Source organism: Bifidobacterium sp. ESL0819 (genome assembly GCF_052606245.1).
This window is the reverse complement of the sequence record NZ_CP199587.1, coordinates 1,491,510-1,516,056: the sequence shown is the minus strand read 5'-3', so window position 1 is coordinate 1,516,056 and position 24,547 is coordinate 1,491,510. Positions and strand designations below refer to the sequence as shown.

Annotated in this window: 19 protein-coding genes, 1 tRNA gene and 3 pseudogenes; 9 read left to right on the top strand and 14 right to left on the bottom strand. The window is 56.1% G+C overall.

The features are described from left to right. Positions 1-157: 157 nt before the first annotated feature. The 3 genes from ACUIAD_RS06345 to ACUIAD_RS06335 all read right to left on the bottom strand — a co-directional run bounded on the left by ACUIAD_RS06345 (position 158) and on the right by ACUIAD_RS06335 (position 6,517). Positions 158-2,533 (bottom strand): glycosyltransferase family 39 protein, encoded by a 2,376-nt coding sequence (locus ACUIAD_RS06345; protein ID WP_445343092.1) that lies wholly within the window; start codon positions 2,531-2,533, stop codon positions 158-160. 71 nt (positions 2,534-2,604) lie between these two features. Continuing rightward, entirely contained in the window at positions 2,605-3,498 is an 894-nt protein-coding gene (locus ACUIAD_RS06340; protein WP_375314999.1) for a dolichyl-phosphate beta-glucosyltransferase, read from the bottom strand. 2,800 nt (positions 3,499-6,298) lie between these two features. Then, complete coding sequence (locus ACUIAD_RS06335; protein ID WP_375314998.1) at positions 6,299-6,517, bottom strand: hypothetical protein; 219 nt, start codon at positions 6,515-6,517, stop codon at positions 6,299-6,301. Positions 6,518-7,678: 1,161 nt separating this feature from the next. Between ACUIAD_RS06335 and ACUIAD_RS06330 the strand changes: the two genes are divergently transcribed. After that, entirely contained in the window at positions 7,679-9,247 is a 1,569-nt protein-coding gene (locus tag ACUIAD_RS06330) for an ATP-binding cassette domain-containing protein (protein ID WP_445343091.1), read from the top strand. 242 nt (positions 9,248-9,489) lie between these two features. Here the strand turns inward: ACUIAD_RS06330 and ACUIAD_RS06325 are convergent. Continuing rightward, a tRNA-Pro gene (locus tag ACUIAD_RS06325) sits at positions 9,490-9,566 on the bottom strand. Between the two features lie 179 nt (positions 9,567-9,745). On the opposite strand from ACUIAD_RS06325, the gene ACUIAD_RS06320 reads away from it, so the two are divergent. The 8 genes and pseudogenes from ACUIAD_RS06320 (at position 9,746) to ACUIAD_RS06285 (ending at position 17,379) form a co-directional block, all read left to right on the top strand. Next, on the top strand, positions 9,746-11,176 hold the full coding sequence (locus tag ACUIAD_RS06320) for a UTP--glucose-1-phosphate uridylyltransferase (protein ID WP_445343090.1): 1,431 nt from the start codon (positions 9,746-9,748) through the stop codon (positions 11,174-11,176). Positions 11,177-11,320: 144 nt separating this feature from the next. Further along, positions 11,321-12,104: pseudogene (locus ACUIAD_RS06315) on the top strand (helix-turn-helix transcriptional regulator); the annotation flags it as partial. A 74-nt stretch (positions 12,105-12,178) separates the two neighbouring features. After that, positions 12,179-12,824 (top strand): annotated as a pseudogene (locus ACUIAD_RS06310) (WYL domain-containing protein); the annotation flags it as partial. An 86-nt stretch (positions 12,825-12,910) separates the two neighbouring features. Beyond that, positions 12,911-13,297, top strand: a pseudogene (locus ACUIAD_RS06305) (helix-turn-helix transcriptional regulator); the annotation flags it as partial. A 21-nt stretch (positions 13,298-13,318) separates the two neighbouring features. Then, the gene (locus ACUIAD_RS06300) at positions 13,319-13,642 is read left to right on the top strand and encodes a hypothetical protein (protein WP_110452044.1); all 324 of its coding nucleotides are present in this window, start codon (positions 13,319-13,321) and stop codon (positions 13,640-13,642) included. Between the two features lie 13 nt (positions 13,643-13,655). Further along, positions 13,656-16,220 (top strand): DEAD/DEAH box helicase, encoded by a 2,565-nt coding sequence (locus ACUIAD_RS06295; RefSeq protein ID WP_445343089.1) that lies wholly within the window; start codon positions 13,656-13,658, stop codon positions 16,218-16,220. 84 nt (positions 16,221-16,304) lie between these two features. Beyond that, positions 16,305-16,652, top strand: coding sequence for an RNA polymerase-binding protein RbpA (locus ACUIAD_RS06290; protein WP_110452042.1), 348 nt, complete (start codon positions 16,305-16,307; stop codon positions 16,650-16,652). Continuing rightward, a complete protein-coding gene (locus ACUIAD_RS06285; protein ID WP_445343088.1) occupies positions 16,645-17,379 on the top strand; it encodes an HAD hydrolase-like protein in 735 nt (244 codons plus the stop codon). The genes ACUIAD_RS06290 and ACUIAD_RS06285 overlap by 8 nt, the downstream gene beginning before the upstream one ends. 492 nt (positions 17,380-17,871) lie before the next feature. On the opposite strand, the gene ACUIAD_RS06280 is transcribed toward ACUIAD_RS06285, so the two are convergent. The 10 genes from ACUIAD_RS06280 to lgt form a co-directional block, all read right to left on the bottom strand. Then, a complete protein-coding gene (locus tag ACUIAD_RS06280; protein ID WP_110452040.1) occupies positions 17,872-18,468 on the bottom strand; it encodes a MerR family transcriptional regulator in 597 nt (198 codons plus the stop codon). Between the two features lie 15 nt (positions 18,469-18,483). Then, positions 18,484-18,927, bottom strand: a complete 444-nt coding sequence (locus ACUIAD_RS06275; protein WP_110452039.1) for an FHA domain-containing protein — start codon at positions 18,925-18,927, stop codon at positions 18,484-18,486. Positions 18,928-18,933: 6 nt separating this feature from the next. After that, a complete protein-coding gene (locus tag ACUIAD_RS06270) occupies positions 18,934-19,731 on the bottom strand; it encodes a DUF881 domain-containing protein (RefSeq protein ID WP_258333136.1) in 798 nt (265 codons plus the stop codon). A 40-nt stretch (positions 19,732-19,771) separates the two neighbouring features. Next, positions 19,772-20,104 carry a small basic family protein gene (locus ACUIAD_RS06265; protein ID WP_110452037.1) on the bottom strand — a complete coding sequence of 111 codons (333 nt, stop codon included), beginning with the start codon at positions 20,102-20,104 and terminating at the stop codon, positions 19,772-19,774. A gap of 1 nt (position 20,105) precedes the next feature. Next, positions 20,106-21,062: a DUF881 domain-containing protein gene (locus tag ACUIAD_RS06260; RefSeq protein WP_445343087.1), complete on the bottom strand. Its 957-nt coding sequence runs from the start codon at positions 21,060-21,062 to the stop codon at positions 20,106-20,108. Next, positions 21,055-21,669 carry a CDP-alcohol phosphatidyltransferase family protein gene (locus ACUIAD_RS06255; RefSeq protein WP_445343086.1) on the bottom strand — a complete coding sequence of 205 codons (615 nt, stop codon included), beginning with the start codon at positions 21,667-21,669 and terminating at the stop codon, positions 21,055-21,057. The genes ACUIAD_RS06260 and ACUIAD_RS06255 overlap by 8 nt, the downstream gene beginning before the upstream one ends. Before the next feature lie 4 nt (positions 21,670-21,673). Then, the gene (hisG, locus tag ACUIAD_RS06250) at positions 21,674-22,525 is read right to left on the bottom strand and encodes an ATP phosphoribosyltransferase (RefSeq protein ID WP_445343085.1); all 852 of its coding nucleotides are present in this window, start codon (positions 22,523-22,525) and stop codon (positions 21,674-21,676) included. Positions 22,526-22,575: 50 nt separating this feature from the next. Then, complete coding sequence (locus ACUIAD_RS06245) at positions 22,576-22,839, bottom strand: phosphoribosyl-ATP diphosphatase (RefSeq protein WP_110452033.1); 264 nt, start codon at positions 22,837-22,839, stop codon at positions 22,576-22,578. A gap of 31 nt (positions 22,840-22,870) precedes the next feature. Further along, positions 22,871-23,536 (bottom strand): ribulose-phosphate 3-epimerase, encoded by a 666-nt coding sequence (gene rpe, locus ACUIAD_RS06240; RefSeq protein WP_445343084.1) that lies wholly within the window; start codon positions 23,534-23,536, stop codon positions 22,871-22,873. 89 nt (positions 23,537-23,625) lie between these two features. Beyond that, positions 23,626-24,537 carry a prolipoprotein diacylglyceryl transferase gene (gene lgt, locus ACUIAD_RS06235; RefSeq protein WP_445343083.1) on the bottom strand — a complete coding sequence of 304 codons (912 nt, stop codon included), beginning with the start codon at positions 24,535-24,537 and terminating at the stop codon, positions 23,626-23,628. Positions 24,538-24,547: the final 10 nt, after the last annotated feature.

The following is a 24,547-nucleotide window of genomic DNA, read 5'->3' as shown; positions in this document are numbered from 1 at the left end:
TGAAGTATTGTCAGTCCGCTCGCTACTTTGCGCCTTTACTACACACAAAGAAGGCCACTACTCACAGCCTACAGATTAGAAGTCAGTAGCTCGTCTCGTCTTTATCTTGTTACCGCAAACCTGGGAGTAACTCTTAGGCAAAAGCTGCTTTCACCGCTCAGCTGGCCTGCTGCTGCGTCAGATCATACACAGTGACGCCATCAACCGTGGCTGCGGTGTAGTGTTTGGCCACCCACTGCGCGATTTGCGTGGCAGTGTCGGAACCTCCCATCTGATGGCCACCCATCTCACCAGCTATGTAGTAATGAATTTGCTTATCCTTCACGTACTGCTTGAACTGCTCCAAGCTGGGGTAGGGATCGGAACCATTGAACCCGCCAATGGCCATGACCGGCTTTTCAGAGGCCACCTGATAGCCCGCCGCCTGCTGGGATCCTGTTGTGGCAGCAGCCCAGCGATAGGAGTCGGATGACTTTCCCAGCTTGGCGACGACCTTGGAACTAGACCGGCCTCCACCAAGCAGACTTCCTCCTTTCATCCTTCCTCCTTCTGATCCACCATGGAATCCAGATTTGCCCCTGCGCTGTGAGTGCATGGAGGGCGCACCCGAAGAGCTGGATTCCCCATGTGACTCCGTGGAATCCTGGCCCATGGGACCTGGCCCTTGAGAACCCATGCTGGGAGCCTGTTGACCATTAGAACTACCGCCAGACATCTGACCCTGCTTGTTCGACTGACCTTGCTGATTCATCGGGTCTTGGCCCATTGGATATGAACCCGTGGGACCTCCGTCACTACCAGGCATACCTTGCTGTTGCATATTGCCAGGTGCCATGCCTCCTGCCTGGCCACCGCCAGGCTGACCATTACCAAACTGACCGCCACCGGGAGCACCACCTGGCATGCCACCGGGGCCACCGCCCATCCTCCCTGAGCTAAGGCTGGGTCCGGCTAAAACGATTGATCCCATATGTCCTTGGGATACGGTGTACAGCGTCCATGCGGCAGGGCCAGCCATAAGCCCTATGACTGAGACAATGAGGGCTACAAGAGCGAGTCGTCGTATTCGCAAGAGTCCAGCCAGGGCAAAACCGAGGGCGCCCATGAGACCGATTATGAGAATGGCCCACTTGAGCCAGGGGAGCCACTGGGAGCTACCTACCAGACTGAAATCCCAGAAGGCCGTGAAGGCGATAAGAATCGGCGTGACGATCCTGGCCCAGAGCTTATCCCGGGCGATCCACAGACTGAATGCCCCGATAGCCACCAGAGCAGCCAGGGCAGGAGCCAGAGCCACGGTGTAGTACTGGTGGAAAATGCCGGCCATAAAGCTGAAAACGAGCCAGGTGACGGTCAGCCAACCTCCGAAAGCAATGACGCTGGCCCTGCGCACGTCAGTGCGAACAGCTCTGCCGATAACCAGCAAGCTGATGACAATGCCTGCGAAAGCCAAAGGAGCCAGCCAGGAAATCTGCGTGCCGAACTCGCCGCTGAACAGACGATTGAGGCCAGTCTGGCCCCACATGCCGCCACCACGACCGACACCAGCCGGCATTCCGCCTCCTTTATGGCCATGGCCGGGTATGACGGATCCTTCTTCGCTGCCGGTCAAGCGTCCAAAACCGTTGTAGCCAAAAGTGAGCTCAAGGAATGAGTTGCGCTGGGAGCCGCCTATATAAGGTCTGTCGCTGGCTGGCACGATGACCGTCAGCAGCACCCACCAGCCAGCGGCGACGATCATGGAAGCAATGGCAGCCAGTGAATCCAGGATGCGACGAACCATGCCTGTTGGCGAGGCCAGAAGAAAAGCCAGGGCAAAGCCGGGCAGTACGAGCAGCACTTGCAGTTGCTTGGTGAGGAAGCCGAATCCGATCAGTGCACCGGCCAGGACCATCCACCAGGTGCGCTTTCGATTGCCAGAAGGATGGTTGGCATACTCCAGGGATCTGAGGAGAGCGTGAGTGGCTCCAGTCATCAATAGCACCAGCAAGGCATCAGGGTTGTTGAAGCGGAACATGAGCGCGGCTACCGGAGTAAGCATGAAAATAAAGCCGGTGACAATGCCCGCCCAGTTGCCCCAGCACCGGCGCACGGTGGCATAGAGCAGGTAGGTGGTCGCCACCCCCATCAGGGCTTCCGGCAGGAGGACGGCAAAGGAATTCAAACCAAAGATGCGCACGGAAAGCGCCATCAGCCAGAGGGCTGCTGGCGGCTTGTCCACGGTGATGGCATTTCCGGAGTCCAGGGACCCCCAGAGAAAGGCCTTCCAGCTGACCGAGCCAGCCTGGGCTGCAGCCGAATAAAACTCATTGGCATACCCGGAGGCCGTAAGGTTGATGAAGAATATTGCACAGGCCGCAAGCAGCATGACACCCAGCGCTATCCAGTCTCCACGGGTCCGTCGCGGCATAATATACGCGCGGGAAGCGTGCTCATCAGCGACTACATCTGCGCTTGTTGATTGTGGCGGGTTGAAAGTCCGTGAATGCGGGGAGAAGCCGTAGCTGCTGTTAGAAGCCAATGAAGCGTTCATGATAGGTGAAGTTTGCTCTTTCTGTATGAGATTGCGTTTGCTGTCAGTCCGTTCCCACTGCTGTCAGCCGCTCAACAAGCGGCAGCTTTTTTGCCTGGATTCTGCATCCGTGAATGCGAATCCTCCTCTTCGTCAGGCAAGAGGGATCCGCGCAGCTCATGCTGGCGGATCTGATCCCAGACGGCAGGGGAGTCCAGGTCAACACGAAGCTCTTCGACCGCTCGGGCCTCCATACCCTCCCTGACCCGGTGCATGCCTTCCAGATCCTTCTTTACCGTGTCTGGAATGTCGACCGTCGAGCCTGTATCCTCCACCCAACGGACAGGAAGCTCCAGCATGGTCATCCCTGCCTGCTGGGCACGCACAAGCAGCTCCGTATCGAAGAACCACTCGTTATCCTTTACCTGAGGCAGCAGGACATGCGCAGCTTGGGCAGTGATGGCCTTGAAGCCGCACTGGGCATCATGAAAGGAGACCGCCAGATATGAGCGGAGCATGAGGTTGTAGGTGCGCGAAATGAATTCACGTTTGGGGGAGCGGATGACCTGAGATTGCGGCATAAGACGTGAGCCAAAGGCGATGTCAGCCCCGCCTTGGAGTAGGGGGAGAATAAGGCTGCCCGTAGAACCGATGTCGGTAGATAGATCCACATCCATATATGCCACGACTGCCGCACTGGAGTTGAGCCAAGCCTGCTTCAGGGCGTACCCGCGGCCCTTCCTGGCGAGGTGCAAGGCGCGTACCTGGTTGGGACACCAGTCACACAGGGACTTGGCAATCTGCCAACTGGCGTCTGTGCTGGCATTGTCTGCAATCACGATATTCCATCTAAAGGGGGTCAGATCCCTGACGTGACTATCCAAAAAGCTGCATAAGGTGGATACGGAGTCAGCCAGCTGAACCTCCTCGTTGTATATGGGAATGACAATATCGGCGTCGACCGGTTTTGGACTGCCGTAAAAGATAGGCGAATCAACCTCACCCAGTGGGATTTGCCTCTTGCTAGAAGGGTGCCTATCAGGCACATAGGGCTGCCCGCTAATGTTTCTTTCGAGAATATTCGTTGTGTTCATGACTCATAGTAAACAGCAGCTTCTTGGGATATTCCTCGAACATATCTTTATAAATTGATGGCACTTCTTAAAAAGAATCATGAGGATTTCTCAATGTTTGCTGAAACAGCTGCACTAAATAGCAGTAGTCAATATCGTTTGTTGAGACCGATCAGTACAGTCTCTCTCGGCTTGTTGCATTGATTGGATTAAGACCAATCTCGGAATTGCATTTAGGCAGAGGCCGTGGTCATACACATTCAAGCTGTATCTATAACATAAAGAATAATGAATCAATGATTATATGAGCAATGCATCCCATAGTTAAGCATTCTTGGATTTGCCTGCTGAGTATGCCCAGATCAAGTCCTGCAGAAACCGCAAACAGCAATATGGGTTGTCGATTGTCCCAAGCATGCCTCAATGGTAACTGGGTTCAAACGCAATCAGGCTTCCTCTGCCGATACAAAGGACGACAGATGTCCTCAATGGGCACTCAAGTTCAGAGAAAACATACAAGGCGAATTACGAGCAATAGATGCATCCCGAACAACACGACGAGCAGGTTGTCATCTTAATAAGCACCTGCGTCATTACCATGACAAAATCGTGAGTTTGGCAATACTCGGTCCAATAATTACATTCAAGCTTTCTGCGCAGCAAGGGTACAGGCACAATAGGTTACGGTTCCGCAAATTAAACTAATTAACGTGTAAGGCCTTGTTACAAAGTCTCTCCAAGGTCTTTCTATAGCCCAGGAAATAGCTGCTATCAGCAATAGGCAAAACCTTGTGTAAGCGGCATAGACGGAAATTTTCTCATCCCATTGAGGTCACAAGATCTTTCGTGCGCCGAGTCTTGATCAAAGCAAACATATCAATCTTCTTCGGTTGATGCGTGAGCCCATCACTGTTTCCACAGTAACAGAGGCAAAGGTTTGTAAGATTCGTTTTGGCAGAAAGATCTTTTGCTGATATCTGTGAATGGCTTTCTTCCAACAGCCTGCCACGCTCCAGGTCATAACATTCCGATCTCAGGCGATATTACCCATATTGGCATCCAAGCTCTGCCCGAGAAATAATCCTGGAAAGTTCTTCGCATTGGTCAGTGCCTGCGGAAGGCTTGAAAGTCGGAAGGAATGAGAATGCCGACTCTGGCTTGTAGGGATATCGGCGAGAAGTTATAGCGGTGAAAAAACAGGCCCCAGCGATCTGGGAGATTATTGCAGTGCTGCATCTGAGATGCACTACATCACAGGAGGATGAGACGTAGTTGAGCCACCGTTCAATTATTTGAAATAGCTTGTTTTATGTGCTTCGCCGCTTCCGGATGCAGGTAGTCCCGTGCAGGGGATTCGTGCATGCTAATGCAATAAGGAAAGTCCTTCTTTTTTGCCGAAGCGATGCCAGGTTCGAACGCAAAGCAATAGAAGTGGCTTACGTGTTGAAAGTGTAGATACTGGAAGGTAAAGCAATGCTGATAATCATTAGGGAGAATACACGCCATGTGGCACGATCACTGTTAAGCCTTATTAATAAGGCGAGCTACACAGATTAGGCAGTAATTTAGATGCGCCTTTGATATGTGCTCGACAGTGCTAGTGATGGCAGCGTGCAGACTGCATTTACCGGCAAGTCAAGTACCCTAAAAATTAATCACCATTAGTAATTGCAGGCCAATACCTGTGAAAAGGGGTAATGATGAAAGTGATTGCAATAATAATGAATGCAGTGAGCATATTAGGCTTGATTGTCACAGCTGCCATACAAATTCGGGCTGGCTATTACAGCGACGAGCACTCTAGTCTTTTCACGCAATTTGATTCGTCGCAATCAAATCTTGCGTGGATTTGTGCCTTGCTATTTTTCATTCTTTTCGTGCTATCACTTTCAATGGTGATTTGCTTTGGAGAACAGGCAAAAAGAAAGTCACCGAAACAATAAGCACCCGAAGCTTTCCCGTTTCCTGCGCCAAATAAACGTTTCAAGCACGCCATATTTCATGCCATTGATAGCAGAGACTATAGCATTTAATAGGTTGGCATCATCAGAATCTCTGACAGTAAAGCTAGGTATAGAACAATAGAAAAGTTGCAAGAACTCATCATCCGCAAATCTCAAAGTTATTTGTCAGGCGAGTTCGTATAACACTTTCGTTCGCATCTGTCGAACAACTTTACTTGCGACTCGGATGTCTTGCCAGGCCGGTGGGATTTGAACCCGAGACTCATTGCTGAGAAAGGCTGCAGTACGTGTACATGCTAGCCGCCTTTAATTGTTGCTAGTAACGACTGGAATTCAGCCGACGCTAGCAAGTTCCCACTACCAACTGATACGAGCTGAAACCGATAGGTTAGTTCATCACATTGCCCAATCTGATTTTCGGTAAGTCGTTATACACAATCAATGGCAAAAAAGACCAGGATCACTCCCGGTCTTAACTTGTATAGATAACGACGGAATTTTGGCAAAGATTTTAGATGATAGGACGTGCCATAAAATAGGCGGTCCTTGAAATCTGCGAGCAACGATTCTGGTTCGTATGTATTGCCATTGTACAGTTTTGGACAATCGCATGAAGAATGTTGGCCAACTATAGTAAATGCCGATATAACTCACCTTGCCGGCGTTGAAGTTATCGTGTCACCCCCAGTACTGAGTACTGTGAGTTTGATGGGTTTTTCAGCCTTGCTATTAGCTCAACTATGCGTATATCAGTCTATTTCGATAATCGACGAACAGATTTTCTTTATTTCTTCACTGTGTGTTGAAATGATGACGGCAGAACCTTGTTGGGCAAGTTCGCACAGTATACGTATTACTACGTTAGCGTTGTCTTGATCCAGCGCAGAGGTCGGCTCGTCTGCAAGAATGACACTCGGTTGTTTGAGCAGGAGCCTCGCGAGGGCGATTCTCTTTCGGCAGCCATGCAGTTTTTCAGCAAGACTTCGATGCTGACAATGCCATCAAAGATGATGTTACATAGTTCCTGGTCGAACACGTGTTCCCACATGGGATCCTAAGCAGTGTTCAGAAGAAAAGGCAGCTTACGTTCTACTGCTACCTGCCACAGGAGCAGGAAAGGCATACCAATAACCCTTGAGGGATAATAGCCAGCCACCCCCCATACGGTCCGCGAGATCCCGCACGCTGATACCTGTCAACCCATTGTCCAGAAGCAGTTGAGCCAGGTCTGCAGAATCGCGGTAAGGATGGCTAGGGTAAGGGAGCAGCTTGGTTGCAGTTATGGATGCCATGCGCTCTCCGTGTAAAAAATACCGCCAAGTGTGCATTCCATCCAGAAAGGCAGTAGAGGCAGTAAGCGGCTTCTAACATAAGTGGCCCCACTCCATGTCGCCGCCGGACGCAAGCCCTTATACCTTAATTGTGGCTCAGGCCAAGGCTGAGCGCAGACGACGCTAAATGGGGTGGCGTCTTGAGCCAGGCGCAAGGCAGTTGTCCTGGTTATGATCCTTTTGCAGACTCCCGCAGCGGTCCTCAGCCCACTCCTGGCGGTTGTAAACAGAACGGGAGGGACCGGCAACCGCAGCCCTGTCGGAGTACATCAGCTCGACCATCTCCCAAGTTCACAACAACTAACGATGAGGGACGAAATCCTGCTGATTTTTCAACCAATCCGCCACAGGGCAGCTCGGCAACCAACATCTGTCTGAAACGCAATGCAAAAGAGGAGGCTCTGGGTTAAAGTTGAGGGGAAGAAAGCTATTTTGAGGAACAGCCCCATATGCCAAGGTGTTCCGAGAGAAAGAGGATCTCGACTTGCGTCTGTGATGAAACAGTTGCCCAGGCGGTCAGCAGAGACCGTCGGAATTGGTGAGCCCTGTTCCAACGCGCCACCCACGCGAAGTGATCAAAGTACGAGCTCCCCGGTTACCTGTGGCGACTGTCCCCAACAGGGGAGTCCTCAGGCCAAAATTCTTGCCACTCGCATTCGCGCTATGCACTGCAATAATGCCCGCATGATAATAGTGGGCCGCAACTACAAGGTGACGGGCTGACCAGGCGCTCGACCAGTCACAGCCGACGACTCCCCTGATGATGAACCAGACCGCATTACCATCAGAAGGAAACCCATGCCGAATCCTAGCGTCATCACCATCACCGACCTCGGCTTCGCCTATCCGGGCAGCCCATCGACCATCTTCGAGCATCTGTCTGCGACCCTGGACCGGGGCTGGACTGCCATGCTCGGCGACAACGGCTGCGGCAAAACCACCCTGGCTCGACTCCTGTGCGGACGCCTATCGCCGACCCGGGGAAGAATCAGTCCGAAACCCGGCAGCTTGGTATGTGAATACTGCCCCCAGAACATCGCCGAACAACCGCCTAATCTGGAAGATTTCGCCAACGACTGGTCGCAGCGGGCCGTGGCCATTAGGAGGACGCTAGGCATCGCGGACGATTGGACCTTCCGGTATCCGACACTCTCTGGCGGCGAGGCGAAGCGCCTGCAAGTAGCCTGCTCCCTCAGCCGGGAGCCCGACCTGCTAGTCCTGGACGAGCCGACCAACCATGTGGATGCAGTGACCAGGACCCGTATCAGCGAGGCTATGGACCGCTTCGCAGGCATCGGTCTGCTGATCTCCCACGACCGGGCCCTGATCGATGCCAGCTGCCCCAAGTCGTTGGTCTTCCGTACACGGCATACACCGACCGGCAACGTGCTGACGCTGACCCTATTCAAGGGAACGTTGTCGCAGATAGAGGAGCAAGAGAGGGCTGAGGACCGTCGAGCCCAGGAGGAATTGGACGGCAACCGACGGGAATTGGACAGGCTCAATCGGTTCAAGGCTGCCCGTTTCCAGAAACTCCAGCATCTTGATGCCCTAAGACGGCAGGGAGGCCGAATCGACCCCCACGACCACGACGCCCGGAACACCCACAAGCTTGCCAGACCTGGAACCTCGGGAACAGCGGCCGCCCGTAGCTATCATCAGGCTGACGCACGCATCGCCGCGACCAGCAGACGTACCGCCAACTTGCAGACTGCAGCCAAACGCTATGACGGGAGCATAAGCCTGCAGGTCAAAGCCAGCCACAAACGTGAACTAGTCCGGGTTGACGCTCGCGACCTAGGTGATTGGATGGAAGGGCATGGCGTCAAGGACTTCCGCCTGCATCTCGCTGCAGACAGCCAAGCAGAAAACCGTTACGAACCAACAATAGAGACCATCAGTATAGGACCGAAAGACCACATCGGCATCAGCGGACCTAATGGACGAGGCAAATCCACCTTGCTTGAGCTGCTGATCGCCGGCCTGCCCCCAGATCTACCCTGCCTGATCCTGCCTCAGATCATCGACCCGGCACTCATGCAAAAAGCCATGGAAGACGCAGCCGCACTGCCGGAGACGAAGAGAAAGAATCTGATGACGGCTTACACCCAGCTCAACGCTGACCCAGAAGATCTCCTGGCCGGTCACGAACTCTCAGCGGGCGAAGGCCGCAAACTATTGCTGTGCCTGGGATTCTTGAAGCATCCGCAGCTACTGATCCTGGATGAACCGACCAATCACCTGGATCTGCGCTCTCAGGCGGCTCTGACCGAGGTGCTGGCTCCCTACCAGGGAGCTCTAGTGGTCGTCTCCCACGACGAAAGCCTCCTGGACAATGTAAGCTCAATTCGTTGGGCTGTCGATTGATTCCGGCCATCCGGCAGCCTGATATGAGTGTGCAGGGCAGAGGATGCAAGTTAGTGATAAACCGATTGCTATGAACCCTCCACATAAGATGCCGCCCTAATAAGATGCCGCCCTAATCCAATACAGTGCAGTGCAGAAAAAGAGCGAATAACACAGGAAGCACCGGCGACATGTTCAATATGTGCCGGACATTGGAGGATATAAATAATTCCAAGGCTTAAAACCTTGGAATCGCTGCTTTGTGGTCGGGCCGGCGGGATTTGAACCCGCGACCCCTTGACCCCCAGTCAAGTGCGCTACCAAACTGCGCTACGGCCCGACGGTGCATCAGCACCGAGTAGCGATAGTAGCACAGCGTGGCGGTGCCGACAACGGTCCGGCGAGTCCCAACAGACAAATCCAGACGGACCGGGTTCAATCCTCGACTTGCTATTATATTCCTGGACGGTCGACGCAACCCGCGTCGACCGCAAGTCGTCCCAGCCCGGAAGGGGTTCCATGAGCACAGATGTTTTCGACCTTTCGGCCGCGAAGATGCACAATAAGGGCATGAGCGAAGTCTCCATCAACCAGTTCAGGCACCTTTATGAGACCTGGAAACGAGGAGATGCCAAGGCCTGTGTGCGCGAAAAAGACGTCACTGCGCTCAGGGACGTGCCCCGCACCAAAGACATCCACGACGCCATGGACATGGACATGGCCTTGGACGCATTCTCCCGCACCGCCTTCATCAAGCTCAACGGAGGGCTGGGCACCTCCATGGGCCTGGAAAAGGCCAAGTCGCTGCTGCCCATCCGTCGCCACAAGGCCCGTCGTATGCGTTTTCTGGACATCATCATGGGCCAGGTGCTGACAGCCCGCAAGCGCCTAGGCGTGCCGCTGCCGCTGATCTTCATGAACTCCTTCCGCACCTCGCGCGACACCATGCGCGTGGTCAAGCAGAACCGCCGCTTCGTCCAGAACGATGTCCCCGTGGAGATCATTCAGCACATCGAGCCCAAGGTCGACGCCGAAACCGGTCGTCCGGTCGACTTCCCAGCCAATCCCGACCTGGAATGGTGCCCTCCCGGCCATGGCGACATCTTCTCGACCATCTGGGAGACCGGCCTGCTGGACATACTTAAGGAACAGGGCATCGATTACCTGTTCATCTCCAATTCCGACAACCTAGGCGCCAGACCTTCAAGGACTCTGGCCGGCTATTTCGCGCAGTCCGGAGCCCCCTTCATGATCGAAGTGGCCAAGCGGACCGAGGCTGACCGCAAGGGCGGCCATATCGTCATCGACAAGGCTTCTGGACGCCTTATCCTACGGGAGATGTCCCAGGTGGATCCACATGACCGCAGCTCGGCCATGTCCATCCGTAAGCATCCATACTTCAATACCAACAGCATCTGGGTCAGAGTCGATGCTCTGCGCGATAAGCTGGCCGAATACGATGGGGTGCTTCCGCTGCCCATCATCGAGAACCGCAAGACCGTCGATCCCACCGATTCCTCCACCCGTCCCGTGGTGCAACTGGAGACAGCCATGGGCTCAGCTGCCTCGCTCTTCGAGGGAGCCATCTGCGTACAGGTGGACCGTATGCGCTTCCTGCCGGTCAAAACTACCGATGACCTATTCATCATGCGCTCCGATCGCTTCCATCTGACCGACTCCTACGAAATGGAAGACGGCAATTACGATTTCCCCAATGTCCAGCTGGACGAGCGTTACTACAAGTACATTGCCGACTTCGATGAGCGCTTCCCCTATGGGGTTCCCAGCCTGGCGGCTGCCAACTCGGTCACCATCGAAGGTGACTGGACCTTCGGCAGGGATGTGACCCTGTATGCGGACGCCCATCTGAGCGATCAAGGGCGCTCCTCATACGTGCCTAACGGTCAGTATGTGGGACCCCAGGGGATCGAACCGGACGAGTGGGTCTAAGGCCAGGCGCAACAGGGTTCAGCCTGTCAAGAAAAGGGACCGTATTTGGGTGTTTGGCCCCCACGGTCCTGAAAATCAATCTATGATAGGTAGAAGTGCGTTAGGCGCACTAATATACAAAATTTTAACGATACGCGAGGACTGATGGCAGAAGGTACGAACGGAAGACGGCGTTTCTCGGATAAATGGGGCAAGCATGAACTTGATGTCCTAGCCGTCTTATCGTCCGCTTTCCCGCAATGGCTTACATCACGGCAGATAGCGCAACGGGTCAAGGCCTATGCCGACTCTTATGGCGAGCTGGCCGACCAGGCCGCCAAGGCCGCCTTCGCCAAACAGTTCCAGCGCGACCGGGCCAAGCTGGCCGCCATGGGCATAGCCATCGAATCCCGTCAGCCCGAGTATTCCTCCAAGTCAGAGGGGCAGGATTTCGCCTCCTACCGCCTGCAGCTGGGGGACGAGCCTCGCATCCGCATGCACTTCAATCAGGAGGACATGCCGGTGCTGGCCGCGGCCAACTACCTTGCGCGATCCATTGCCATGTCCCAGGAGGCCTGCGAAGAGCCGACCCGACCGGTATCGCGTACCACGCCCCGAGTGCCGCAGGTGCCCATCCCCGGACTGGGCCTGGACTCCATAGCTCCGGGACTGGGTACTCAACGTATTCCTGACAATTTAGTCAAGGTCATCGATTCCCGCCGCTTCGCCGCCACTGTAGACGTGGACGGAGAGAACCTGAACGTGGCCTATGCCGACTCCGACGATCTGGCCATGTTCGTTCTGGAGCACCCTGATGCCTCCATCGTCAGTCCACAGGAGGCCGCAGATGCCTTCCGGCGCCGTCTGGATGCAGCCGCTCGCTTCAAGCTTGCCGATGAATCGCTGAGCCCTGGCGCGGCAACGGTCATTTCCCCGGAGATCGCCCGGACAAGCGTCGAGCATTTCGCCACTGACCTAAGCGACGACGACACGGATCTTCGGCACGCCCGCCGGGCCAGTGCATCCTCCTTCCAGACCGGATCCGAGGTGGACCGCCGCCTGCGACTTATGCTCTTCCTGTCCGCACACCTGGGCGAGGAATTTTCCCTGGCCGAGTTGGCTGAGCGCTTCATCGGCCACCCCAACAGTAAGGAAGAGCTGCGCAAGTACGTCAATACCATCCACAAGGACATCAACACCCTGACCACAGTCTCGGACGACGGGGAGATGGCCGGCAGCCAGTTCTTTGACATCGACTGGTCTCTGTTGGACGACAGCGGCATCGTCTCGGCCACCAACTCGCTGGGGCTGGAACGGCTGGCCGGCATTTCGCCCCAATACTTGAGCATGCTGACCGCCTCGCTCAACTACCTGGCCCATTCGCCCCTGTTGCCCGAACAGTCTCGAACCCAGGCCGAGTCGCTCTACCAGCGCCTGCGAACCCATGTTGGGCCGGGCGAAACACCATGGCTCTCCCTGACCGGGTATGAGACCGAACCCAAAAGCTTCTCGGTGGTCCGCCGGGCCATCAAGACCGAGTCCCTGCTGGACATGGAGTACACGGATGCCGCTGGCAGGACCCGCCGCAAGGTGGTGGCCCCTGCCAAGATCTTCGTGGATGAGGGCGTCTACTATGTCGCCGCCTGGACCGACATCGGCGACGCAGCAGAAGGCACTGAGGCTGCGGACGCTCCCTCGGATTCCAGCCAAGGCAAGAACGGGGCACGTCGCCACCTCAAGCAGGGCACCGGGCGCAACAGGCAATGGCAGGTTCTGCGAATTGCAAGAATCGAGCATGCGACCATCGTCAAGCCCACTCACAAGGTGGAGTTCCCTGATGTGCCGGTCAGTGAGCTGCGCAAGTGGTCCTTTGACAACGGCACGGCTGCGGTCTTCATCACCGACCGGCCGGACCTGCCCTACATCAAGTCCCTGCCGGGCGCCTCGGTTGAGCCCTGCGGATCCGGGCAGAAGGTCCATCTGACCGTCTCCTCGGACTCCTGGTTCGTGGCCTTCTGCATCGCCCATGCCAAGCACATCACTGCGGTGGCGCCCAAGACCCTGCGCACCATGATTCTAGCCCGCGCTCAGCGCGAGATCACCATCAGCGATGCTCACGACAAAGAGCAGGACCGGCGCTAGCTCCGGTCGGAGAGGAGTTCCATGCCTGGATGGATCTGGGTGCTTCTAGTGATCTTCATGCTGTCCATGCTGGTCGGCGGAGCCGTCTTCGCCATTCGCCATGCCATGGCAGCCGGTCGCTCCATAGGGCGGGTCTCAGACGATTTGAACCGCCACCTGCCCCAGCCTCCGGCTACAGTGCAGCCCCAAGCGACGGATAGGACTGAGGGTCCGGCCTTCGCCTTGCCCCTGTCACAGTCAACCGAGCGATACAGCCAAGCTCATGCTTTGGTGCTGCAACGCAAGGACCGGCGCAGGAGGAACCACGGCGTAATCTGGCGGCGTTGGAAGCAGTTCAATAGGTAGTTCTTGGAGGAACATGTCAGGTCATCGTCACCACGGACAGGATTCATCAGCATCCGAACCGGGGCCGGCAGAGCGCTATGCACGTTTCAGTCGTCACCGCAAACGAATGACCGGTGCGCCCGCACGCTTTCAGTCCAAGCTGCCCTTCCCGCTGGATGACTTTCAGCTGGAGGCTATCACTGCTCTAGAGGAGGGCAATAACGTTCTGGTGGCTGCTCCGACCGGCGCCGGCAAGACTATTGTGGCCGATTTCGCCGTTTTCCTGGCCCAGGAGCAGAACGTCAAAACCTTCTATACCACCCCTATCAAGGCGCTGAGCAACCAGAAATATCATGACTTGGTCGACCGTTATGGCGAGGATCAGGTGGGGCTGCTGACCGGCGATACCTCCATCAACTCCGAGGCAGACATCGTAGTCATGACCACCGAGGTCCTGCGCAACATGCTCTATGAGCACTCCTCCACCCTGACAGCCCTGAAGTACGTGGTCCTGGACGAAGTCCACTATCTGGCCGACCGCTTTCGGGGGCCCGTCTGGGAGGAAGTCATCATCCATCTCCCGGCCTCGACCCGCATTGTGGGGCTGTCGGCCACCGTATCCAACGTTGAAGAATTCTCCGATTGGATATCCTCAGTGCGAGGACGTACCCGGCTGGTGGTCTCCGAGCGCAGGCCCGTGCCGTTGGAGCAGCATGTCCTGGTCCAGGCCGACAAGCACACCGAGCCTGAGATTCTGGATCTGTATCGGCACGACGGCTCAGGTCGGCAGACTCCGCGAATCAACCCGCGCTTGGTCTCCCGACTGGCTCAACTGGACAAGGCCGGACAGGAGCGCACCCAGGCCCGGGACAAGGGGCACCACAATCGCCATGGCCGGGGCGGCAGGCCGGAGCGACGGATGGGGGAGCGCTACCGTCCAAGCCGGGCCGACGTGGTTGATGAGCTGGACTTCATGGACATGCTGCCTGGCATTTACTTCATCTTCTCCCGCACTGGCTGCGACCAGGCTGTTCAGCAATGTATCCGAGCAGGACTGCAGCTGACTACCGAGGAGGAGGCTCGCCGCATACGGCACATCGTGGACTCCATGGCAGCCGGACAGCTCAGCAAGGAGGATCTCAAAGCGCTGGGATTCGCCCAGTTCCGCTTCGCTCTAGAGCAGGGGTTCGCCGCCCATCACGCCGGTGTAGTCACTCTCTTCCGGCAGATAGTCGAACATTTGTTCGAACTTGGGCTGCTTAAAGTCGTATTCGCCACTGAGACCCTGGCTCTGGGCATCAATATGCCCGCCCGCTGCGTTGTGGTTGAGAAGCTGGAGAAGTTCGACGGCACCGGCCATGTAGCCCTGACGCCCGGCGAGTTCACCCAGCTGACCGGTCGGGCCGGACGGCGCGGCATCGACGATATCGGCCATGTGATCGTGGTCGACCACCGGGACTTCAGCCCCAAGACTATGGCCGCTCTGTCCAGCAGGAGAGTCTACCCGCTCCACTCCAGCTTCCGGCCCACCTTCAACATGGCTGTCAATCTGCTCAACTCCTCCAGCTACGGCCTTGCCCGAGACACGCTGGACCACTCCTTTGCCCAGTGGGAGGCCAATCGATCAGCATCTCAGCTTGAGGAACGCATCGAGACTCTGACCAGCGGCCTGGAGGATTACCGGAAGGCAGCCCAATGCAGCCGTGGCGATCTGATCGGGTTCATGCGCATCCGTGCGGCCCTCTCTTCAGCCCAGAAGAACGATCGCCGTCGACTGAAGCGTCAAAAGTTCAACAGCGAAAAGGCCCGCGACCAGGCATTTCGCGACCTCGACAGGCATATCGACCAGCTGCGCAAGCAAGAGCAAAGCCATCCCTGCCGCCAGTGCCCGGACCTGCCTAAGCATCTGCGCTGGGGGAACCGGTGGATCCGCATGGACAAGGAGCTGCAGCGCACTCGGGATCAGTACGAATCCAAAACAGGGTCAGTCTCACGCCAGTTCGACAGGATCTGTCAGATTTTGACCGACCTGCGCTACACTCGGCCTGTGGATCCAGACGACTGCCGACTGACCCGCAAAGGGCAGTTGCTCCGGCGAATTTACAGCGAGCAGGATCTGAGTCTTGCAGAAATCCTGAATCAAGGCATCCTCAGCGATCTGGAACCTGCCGAACTGGCAGCCGCCGTCTCTGGACTGGTCTACGAATCCCGCCGCGGGGTAGGGGAGCAGCCGGGGGAGAGGGCGGGATACCGCGCTCCGAGACTAGTCGAGGCCATGGATGATATGAAACGACAGTGGTCCCAGGTACAGGATCGCTGCGATCAGGCTGGTTTGGAACTGCCCCCGGAACTCGATTTTGGCTTGGGGCCGACCATTTATGACTGGGCCTGCGGCGACACACTGACCACCATTCTGCGTGACAGCGATCTGACAGCAGGGGACTTCGTCCGCAACGCCAAGCGCCTGTCCGACGTACTCACTCAGATCGTCCAGGTGGAACCCTACCTGGGCAGGGGAGGGCACCACCTGGCCAAAACTGCCAGCATTGCCGCAGACCAGGTCAACCGTGGCATTGTGGCTTATACGGGCGTGGAGTGAACACGGACACGATCAGGGAATAAGTTTCAGGTCAACACTGTTCTGTAGCTTGGAGGCAGTGTCGGACACGAGTATGGAGGATTCATGGCAGAGCGCAGTCTTCGCGGCATGAGCATAGGGGCGAAATCCCTGGAATCAGATCAGAATGTGGATTTCGCGGCACGCAGCGAGATCGCATACATCTGTCCCAAGGGCCATCGGACTATTCTGCCGCTGGCTGAGGGCGCTGAGGTGCCGCAGGAATGGGAGTGCCGCTGCGGCCAGATCGCTCACCTTGAGGGGCATGACGAGCAGGAATCCGGCAAAACCGGAAAGCCGACCAGGACCCACTGGGACATGCTGTTGGAACGTCGGTCCGAAGACGAGCTCAAGGCTGTGCTTGACAAGCGTCTGAAAATGCACCGCGAAGGATGGTTCCCTGACTATGAGTAAATCACCGCGCCGCCTGGTTCTGCTGGATCTGGACGGCACCCTGACTGCTTCTCATCCGGGCATTATCGCCTCAGTAGTGCGAACTTTTCAAGAGCTTGGTTATCCTGTACCTGACGATGATGCGCTACGTCGATTCATCGGACCGGCCATAGAAGAATCGCTGCGCATCAACGGTATCAGGGAGAAGGACATCGTTAGGGGCGTACAGGTCTATCGACGCTATTACAGCGAGATAGCAGCATTCGAGGATCCAAAGCATCCTGGCCAGCATATTCCTGGACGCCTGCTTGCCAAGGTCTTCGACGGCATTCCCGAACAGTTGCATCGTCTGCGCGCACATGGTCTGACCTTGGCTGTAGCTACTTGCAAACCCGAGTACCAGGCTCTGCCGGTGTGTGAACACTTTGGTCTGATGCCTCTGGTAGATGGCATCTATGGCGCCAGCAAGGACTCCACAAGGATTTCTAAAGCCCAGGTGATCACCCACGCTCAGCAGACCCTTGGTTTCGATATCAAGCACGGGGACCGGTCCCTTATGGTCGGGGACCGCTGGACTGATGTTGATGGTGCGTTGGAAACCGGCATGGACTGCCTAGGATGCGGTTGGGGCTATGCAGAGTCAGGAGAACTCGAGTCTCACGGCTGCTACCGGGTCATCGAAAGGGTCGATCAATTGTGCCAGGCTGTAGAGGATTACTTCCAGGACAACCTTCCAGGAAGCAATTGAAGAAATGACATCTTGCTCAAAATCTCTCTTGCGCTAACGTGCACACACACCTTGTAGACAAAAGACGTATGCAAGTCGGTATCAGCAAATATCCCGAAACGGAGTGTTCCACTATACCCATATGTAGAACTTGCAAGCCATAATCGAAGGAACAGATGCTTCAGCAGAAACAGCCGTGACATCATCACTAAGAGAACGTGCTAAGAAACTGACCTTGAGATGTCAAGTTTTATCGGTTGTCGCCGATGCGTCAATTGCAGACCATGTTGGTGCAGTTTTGGCTTTTGTCCTACATCAATCACTGATGATCAGGATCAGATTCGAGTTTTGCGATTGTCTACTGCCTAGCGTGCAGACAATCGCAAATTTCGGAGCAGGGACAGCAGCAACAGTGATGTCACAGTCAACAAGGCAATTCGTGATAGATCACCAATAAGCCGATAATGTACGTTATGTCAAATTACTTATTATTTTCTCCCCTCTCTCATCAGGTCAAGCGGCTCGCTGACGCCGCTCATGCTGATGCTCCAGACGCTGGCGCAGGCGCATGGCCGTCAGCTCGTCAATGGGCCGCTCAGGCAGACCCGGGGTCAGCTGTCCAGTAGTCAAATCTACATGATCGCAGGTCTGTAGCTCCAAATCCATCCGATGCCAGATAGCACCGATAGAGATGGCAAAAACGGCGCGGCCGGACTGCATCAATGTGAAGACCTGATCGGGGCTTGAACATTCGACGACCTGATCACCGTCGCAGACCACGGTAACATGCTCCAGCTGACTCACGGTCCTACGCTCAAGATAGGCCACAGTGCTCGTAGCATTGACCAAGTTGACACCGGCATCCAGGAGGCGCTTAAGGACGGCGAGGATGACCACATCCTTAAAAGAATAAAGTCTGCGGGAGCCTGATCCATGCGAAGCCTTGATTGATGGTTCGACAATCCGCTTGCGGGCCCAATAGTCCAGTTGCCGATAGGTGATTCCAGCTACCTTTGCCGCGACAGTGCCCCGATACCCCCGGGTTAAGCCCTCAGCCTGCTCAGCTGAGAAGAGTTCCCCTTGCACCAGCGTCGGCACTTCTTCGGCCATGAGTCATATCCCCTATCAGCTCTTGGCGATGACAGCCCGATTATCGAAGTAGACCAGCCTGAATTTGCCGATCATGATTTCGTCGCCATTGTGCAGGTCAGCCTGGTCCACACGTTCACGGTTTACGTAGGTGCCGTTGAGACTGCCGGTATCCTCGACCCTAAAACCTTTATCGGTCCTCACGAATACCGCATGCGCCCTGGAGACAGTGGAATCATCCAACAGAATGTCCGCCTTCGGATCGCGGCCAACGCTGACCTGGTCTTCGTCCAGCAGATAACGCGACCCCGACACCGCTCCCCTGGTGGAAATCAACAAGGCTGTGCCCTCAGGCAACCGGGCCATGGTCTCCAGGTCGTCCTTGGTCAATGGACGGTCACCGTTGGAAGTGACTGGAATGTTCAGGGCCGGCATGCCGATGATGGTCGTCTCGCCCGCAGTTGGAATAGGATCTGTCATAGTTGTCTATTCTACAGGCTTTGCATACTGATAGTCCTGTACGCGTCGAACCTGGTCGATTCTGACACCATCGGACTGCTCCACCGACACGGACGCGTGGAATTGCACCTTGATCCGCGAACCCACTCCCCCGGCGATCTGAATGGCGTTCTGCAGGCTGTCCGGATCTCCGATGGCCTTGACGACATACGGGCTATGCAACTTGACGTGGTCGCACTGCAGGCCCTTGTGCGTATCCAGCAGATAAGTGCTGGTGACCACCCGAACATCGTTGAAGGATATGACCTCAGCACCGGCATTGCGCAACTCCTCAATCAAATTGAACATGGTCGAGGCATCCACACGATCACCATCTTCAGTGACTGTTATCACCACTCCCCTGCCTTCAGCTGGCAGCCTCCCAGACAGGATGCCGCTGCTCTGCTCGTTCTGCTGGGCGATGCGGGCAGCTTCCTTCTGCTTGTCAGCCGCGGACTTGATGGAGGTCAGCTGCTGGTTAAGTTGGCTCTTGCGCTCCTCCAGCTTATCGACCTGGTTGCTGGTTTCATCCAGCAGACGAACCAGCTCCTCTTCAGAAAGACTCTGGTAGGAGGACTGGTTATTGTGCACCTGAACTGCATATCCAAAGCCCAACAGAGCGCACATAAGAGCCACCAGGACGCTGGTGACCAGCCTGACCCGGGTAGCGTTGGCGTTGAGCGATCGCAGAGGCCGTCGACGAACCACTGGGAAAGCACCGGTCTGCGTATCATCGGCCGGTGCCTTGACCCGTCCAGGCCTTCTGGGAGGAATGCTCTTTGGCATCCGCTCATTGCGTTTTTTCCTGAGGGTGTGTCTCATATGCTCACCCCTTGAAGATAAAGCGTCGAATTGCAGAGACGTTGGAGAAGATGCGTATGCCCAGGACCACGATGACAGCCGTCGACAGCTGTGACCCCACGCCCAGCTGATTGCCCAGAAAGACCAGAAGAGTGGCCGTAATCACATTGGAGATGAAAGAGACCACAAAGACCCGATCCGAGAAGCTGCGCTCAAAATAAGAACGGAGCGCGCCCATCAATGCATCCAGGGCCGCCACCACCATGATGGGCAGATAAGGCTGCAGGACGATGGGAATGTCGGGCTTGAGGAAGATGCCCGCCACCACGCCTAGAATCAGGCCGAGAATTGCCGACATGTCAATGACTCCTTCCGGCATATGACAGATTGGGCAGACTAACGGCATTCAGGTTCAGATGCCGCTGTTTGACCACGTTGACAGTGATATTTGCCGTCTTCAGGTCGCGCAGACGGCCCTGCACATCGCTGCGAGCCATCAAATCAGCCAAGGCGCCCTGATCGCCGATGGCCTCGATTTTGTAGGGGGCCTCAATGGAGGCGGTCCCCACCAAAATGGTCTGACCAGCCGTACGCACTGATGTCTGTGTCCCTATTCTATTGCCGTTAATCGCAATTGCCTCAGCCCCTGCTGACCAGAGTTTAGATAGAAACCACTGCAGATCCTGGTCGGTGATCAGTTTGATCTGATCAGCATTATCCCGAGCATCCTTGGAGGCAATGGGGTTGGCCAGCGTGATGACGATGCCCTGGCCCTGCACCTTGCTGGTAGCGTTGGTCAGGTCATCAGCGGTTTGCGTGCGGTTCTGCCCTTTACCGCCCTCCTGAGCTGATAGCGTGTCGATATTGCTGTTAAGGTCCGAGATCTGACCGTTGAGATCATCGGCGCGCTTGCTGACCGTCTCCACCTGAGATATCAGCTTTTCCCGCACCTTTTGACGCGGGTCCCGGTGCAGCACCTGAACCACTCCCGTACCGGCCAAGCCGACAAGCACGCATATGACAAAAACAAGAATTCGGTTGATCCAGACGCTCAGCGGCGATCTGCGCTCAGCGGGCAGCAGCCTGGCATCCTCGAACATGGGGTCCATGGGGCGGTTAGTCAAATCATCAATCAGTCTCAGGGACTCATCGGCCATGCGCCGGCGCATGGATTCCTGAGCTGGCTCCGAGCTCTCCTGATCCACATAGTGACGTGTTAAACCCGCGCTGGAATGCGAAAAAGCCGCCCGGCGGTGAATCAGGGCACGGTCGGGCGGCACGGGGAAGGATTCTGGAGTCATTTGAGGCTCAGTCATGATGTCGGTCCTGACGAAGCAGCCCGATGCCCTGCCGGGCGTAGATCAGCCCTGCTAGCCAATAGAGGCCCACCCCCCAGATGACAGCTGCAAGAGCCACTAGGTGGAAAACGCGGAAAAAAGTAGAAGTGCCGACATCCGCGAAAATCAGGGCAGGTATGGCCAGCATAAGCACGGCCGTCCCAGTCTTGCCCGCGAAGTGCACCGGCAGAGGACCATAATCGTGCTGGGCCAGCGCAAGAACCAGCAGACCCATGAGCACATCCCGCGCACCGACCAGAGCCAGAAGCCACCAGGGAAGTATGGAGGCGATGCTCAGAGCAAGGATGGAGCAGAGGATGAGGAGACGATCAGCAACCGGATCCAGGATCTGGCCCAGCTTGCTGACCTGATTGAACCTCCTGGCGATGATCCCGTCCACGCCATCTGACAGAGCCGAAATCAACATGACTACCAGGGAGATGATCAGATGACGATTAGCCACCAGATAGGCAATAAGAGGTATGGACAGGATACGAAGCAGGCTGATGAAATTCGGCACAGTGAGAATTACCGACCGCGGCTCAGGGCTATACCTGCTGCGTGAAATTCGATCGATCAGTGCCATTCGACTACATTCTAGAAGCTTGAAGGGCTGTTACAAGGATGGCGCGCGCACCGATCCCATAGAGGCGGTCCATGAGGTTGTTTACCTGATCCCTGGGAACCATGGCCCTGACGGCCGCCCACTGCTTGTCATGCAGTGAGGAGACTGTCGGAGACTCATAGCCAGGCGTGATACCCACAGCCATGGCAACGCGCTCAACAGGAATATCATAATCCATCAAAACATAGCGGCGGGCTGTCAGCACACCCTCCAGCCTTCGGGACATGACCGCCAGGCGCTCATCATCAGGATCCAGGTGTGGCGACCTGATGAGAATCCCTTCCGACCGCAGAATAGGATCGCCGAAGATGCGAAGTCCGGCGTTACGCAGAGTGGTGCCAGTGGAGACCACATCGGCGATCAGATCGGCCACCCCAAGCTGGACGGAGGACTCCACCGCCCCATCCAGGTGGATCAGTTCGGCCTTAAGTCCCTTGTCGACCAGGTAGTCGCCAAGAAGTCGGTCGAAGGTTGTGGCGATCCGCTTGCCGTCCACATCCTGCAGACTGTTGATAGAACTGGATTCCGGAGCGGCAAACCTGAAAGTGGAGGCGCCGAATCCCAACTGTGTGACCTCGACTGCCCCGGTCCCAGAGTTCAGCAAGAGATCACGTCCGGTGATACCCAGATCAATGGTTCCTAGACCGACATAGACCGCTATATCGTTGGGCCTCAGATAAAAGAGCTGGATGTCGTTGTCGACATCATCGACCACCAGCTGTCGATCGTTGGAACGCAGACGATAGCCAGACTCTGACAGCAGCCTCCATGCTGGCTGGGACAACATGCCTTTATTGGGCACCGCGACCTTCAACACGGCAACCTCCTAATTGCGGAAGCGAATCTACAGCGGGATAGGGTTGGGGATCACAGGTACCTGTATACATCCTCCAGGGTGATGCCCCGATCGATCATCATGACCTGCACATGATACAGCAGCTGGCTCATTTCCTCAGCCGTACGCTCCTTGCCCTCATACTCAGCGGCAATCCAGGTCTCCCCGGCCTCTTCATTGATCTTCTTGCCGATGAAATGCGTGCCTTTGTCCAGCTCATCAACAGTCAAGGAACCTTCTGGACGCTCCTTGGCCTTTGTTGTAAGCTCCTCAAACAACCCATCGAAGGTCTTCATCTGGCTATCTCCATTCTTCCCATAAAAGCGGTCAGTCCTTGTAGCTTACTTGGGCAGCCTGCCTGATCTGGTCAATGGCCTTGGCCGGATCATCAGCGCCATAGACGGCAGAGCCTGCCACCAGGACATCAGCTCCGGCCCCAGCCACAATGGGAGCTGTAGCGGGGCTTACCCCGCCGTCCACCTGTATGTGGGTCCCAAGGCCGCGAGAAGTGATCTGGTCACGCAGGCGACGGGTCTTGGCCATCTGACTGTCCAGGAACTTCTGACCCCCGAAACCTGGCTCCACAGTCATGACCAGAATCATGTCAAACTCATCAAGAATATCGAAGATGGGCTCCACGGGCTCAGCCGGGCGAACGGCCAGGCAGGCCTTGACCCCCATATCATGCAACTGACGGGCCAGACGCACCGGAGCATGCACAGCCCCGGTGTGGAAGGTAACGGATGCAACACCCAGCTTGGCGAACTCAGGGGCCCAGCGGTCAGGGTCCTCGATCATCAGATGCACGTCCACCGGCAAATCGGTCACCTGGCAGATACGCTCCACCACGGGCTCACCAATCGTCAGGTTGGGAACAAAGTGGTGATCCATCACATCGACATGGACCATATCGGCATTGGCAATAGCCTTGAGATCCCGCTCCAAATTAGCGAAATCGGCGGAAAGAATGCTGGGTGCTATCTGAATGCTCATGCAGATTATTCTATGTTGTACGGAAGACCGCCGGGGGCGGTTTGTGGCCCAATTGCACAAGTCCCGACTCTTGGGCAGCAGCCTCTGTCCTATTTGCTCTTGGTCAAGGACTCCTGACGATCCTCGAGCTCGGTGATGGTCCGAAGCTTTTCGGACAACAAAGAAGTGGGCTTGCCCTTGCGCGCTATGAGCACAAAGGCCGCAGCAGCCAGGATGAAAACGATCATGGAAACCCAAACGTTAACCCTGACTCCCAGGAATTCATGGGCGAAGTCGATGCGCAGGGCCTCGATCCATGTGCGTCCCAGGGTGTACCACATCACATACAAGGCGAAGAGAGATCCGGCCTTGAGGACGTTCGCCATCTTGCGGCCGATCCAGACCAGGAGCGCCGCACCAATAAGATTCCAAATCATCTCATACAGAAATGTGGGCTGGAAGAGGGTTCCAGTCGGACAGGTGGCCCCGTCATAGCACTGCTCGCTGCTGCCAATAGCGGAACCAGCTGCATCGATCTTCAGTCCCCAGGGCAGTGTGGTGGGAGCACCGTAGAGTTCCTGGTTGAACCAGTTGCCCAGCCGACCGATGGCCTGGGCAACCAGAAGGGCTGGAGCCACGCTGTCAGCCAGAAGGGCGGTCGGATAATTCTTGTGACGGCACCAAGCCCAGGCCGCCAGGGCTCCCAGGAGGACTGCACCCCAGATGCCCAGACCGCCACGCCAGATGCGAAGAATGTCGGCCGGATTGCCACCAGCCCCAAAGTAGCGTTCCGGGGTGGTGATGACATGGTAGAGCCGTGCTCCAATGATGCCAGCCGGCACCGCGCAGATGGCGATGTCAAGAATCTGGTCAGTCCGGCCACCCTTCTTCTTCCAGCGTCTGGCCGTGATCCAGGCAGCCACGATAATGGCCAGGAGCATAGTCAGGGCATAGAACCTGATGGTGACAGGCCCTAGGTGAAAGCTGGATATTCCCGGCGATGGAATGTAGGCAAGCGTCATAAGGCCTACA

What these genes read in the sequence shown, in the direction of transcription:
- ACUIAD_RS06345 (WP_445343092.1), bottom strand. Translation starts at nt 2,533, where the DNA reads ATGAACGCTTCATTGGCTTCTAACAGCAGCTACGGCTTCTCCCCGCAT.
- ACUIAD_RS06330 (WP_445343091.1), top strand. Translation starts at nt 7,679, where the DNA reads ATGCCGAATCCTAGCGTCATCACCATCACCGACCTCGGCTTCGCCTAT.
- ACUIAD_RS06320 (WP_445343090.1), top strand. Translation starts at nt 9,746, where the DNA reads ATGAGCACAGATGTTTTCGACCTTTCGGCCGCGAAGATGCACAATAAG.
- ACUIAD_RS06300 (WP_110452044.1), top strand. Translation starts at nt 13,319, where the DNA reads ATGCCTGGATGGATCTGGGTGCTTCTAGTGATCTTCATGCTGTCCATG.
- ACUIAD_RS06295 (WP_445343089.1), top strand. Translation starts at nt 13,656, where the DNA reads ATGTCAGGTCATCGTCACCACGGACAGGATTCATCAGCATCCGAACCG.
- ACUIAD_RS06290 (WP_110452042.1), top strand. Translation starts at nt 16,305, where the DNA reads ATGGCAGAGCGCAGTCTTCGCGGCATGAGCATAGGGGCGAAATCCCTG.
- ACUIAD_RS06285 (WP_445343088.1), top strand. Translation starts at nt 16,645, where the DNA reads ATGAGTAAATCACCGCGCCGCCTGGTTCTGCTGGATCTGGACGGCACC.
- ACUIAD_RS06280 (WP_110452040.1), bottom strand. Translation starts at nt 18,468, where the DNA reads ATGGCCGAAGAAGTGCCGACGCTGGTGCAAGGGGAACTCTTCTCAGCT.
- ACUIAD_RS06275 (WP_110452039.1), bottom strand. Translation starts at nt 18,927, where the DNA reads ATGACAGATCCTATTCCAACTGCGGGCGAGACGACCATCATCGGCATG.
- ACUIAD_RS06270 (WP_258333136.1), bottom strand. Translation starts at nt 19,731, where the DNA reads ATGCCAAAGAGCATTCCTCCCAGAAGGCCTGGACGGGTCAAGGCACCG.
- ACUIAD_RS06265 (WP_110452037.1), bottom strand. Translation starts at nt 20,104, where the DNA reads ATGTCGGCAATTCTCGGCCTGATTCTAGGCGTGGTGGCGGGCATCTTC.
- ACUIAD_RS06260 (WP_445343087.1), bottom strand. Translation starts at nt 21,062, where the DNA reads ATGACTGAGCCTCAAATGACTCCAGAATCCTTCCCCGTGCCGCCCGAC.
- ACUIAD_RS06255 (WP_445343086.1), bottom strand. Translation starts at nt 21,669, where the DNA reads ATGGCACTGATCGATCGAATTTCACGCAGCAGGTATAGCCCTGAGCCG.
- ACUIAD_RS06245 (WP_110452033.1), bottom strand. Translation starts at nt 22,839, where the DNA reads ATGAAGACCTTCGATGGGTTGTTTGAGGAGCTTACAACAAAGGCCAAG.
- rpe (WP_445343084.1), bottom strand. Translation starts at nt 23,536, where the DNA reads ATGAGCATTCAGATAGCACCCAGCATTCTTTCCGCCGATTTCGCTAAT.
- lgt (WP_445343083.1), bottom strand. Translation starts at nt 24,537, where the DNA reads ATGACGCTTGCCTACATTCCATCGCCGGGAATATCCAGCTTTCACCTA.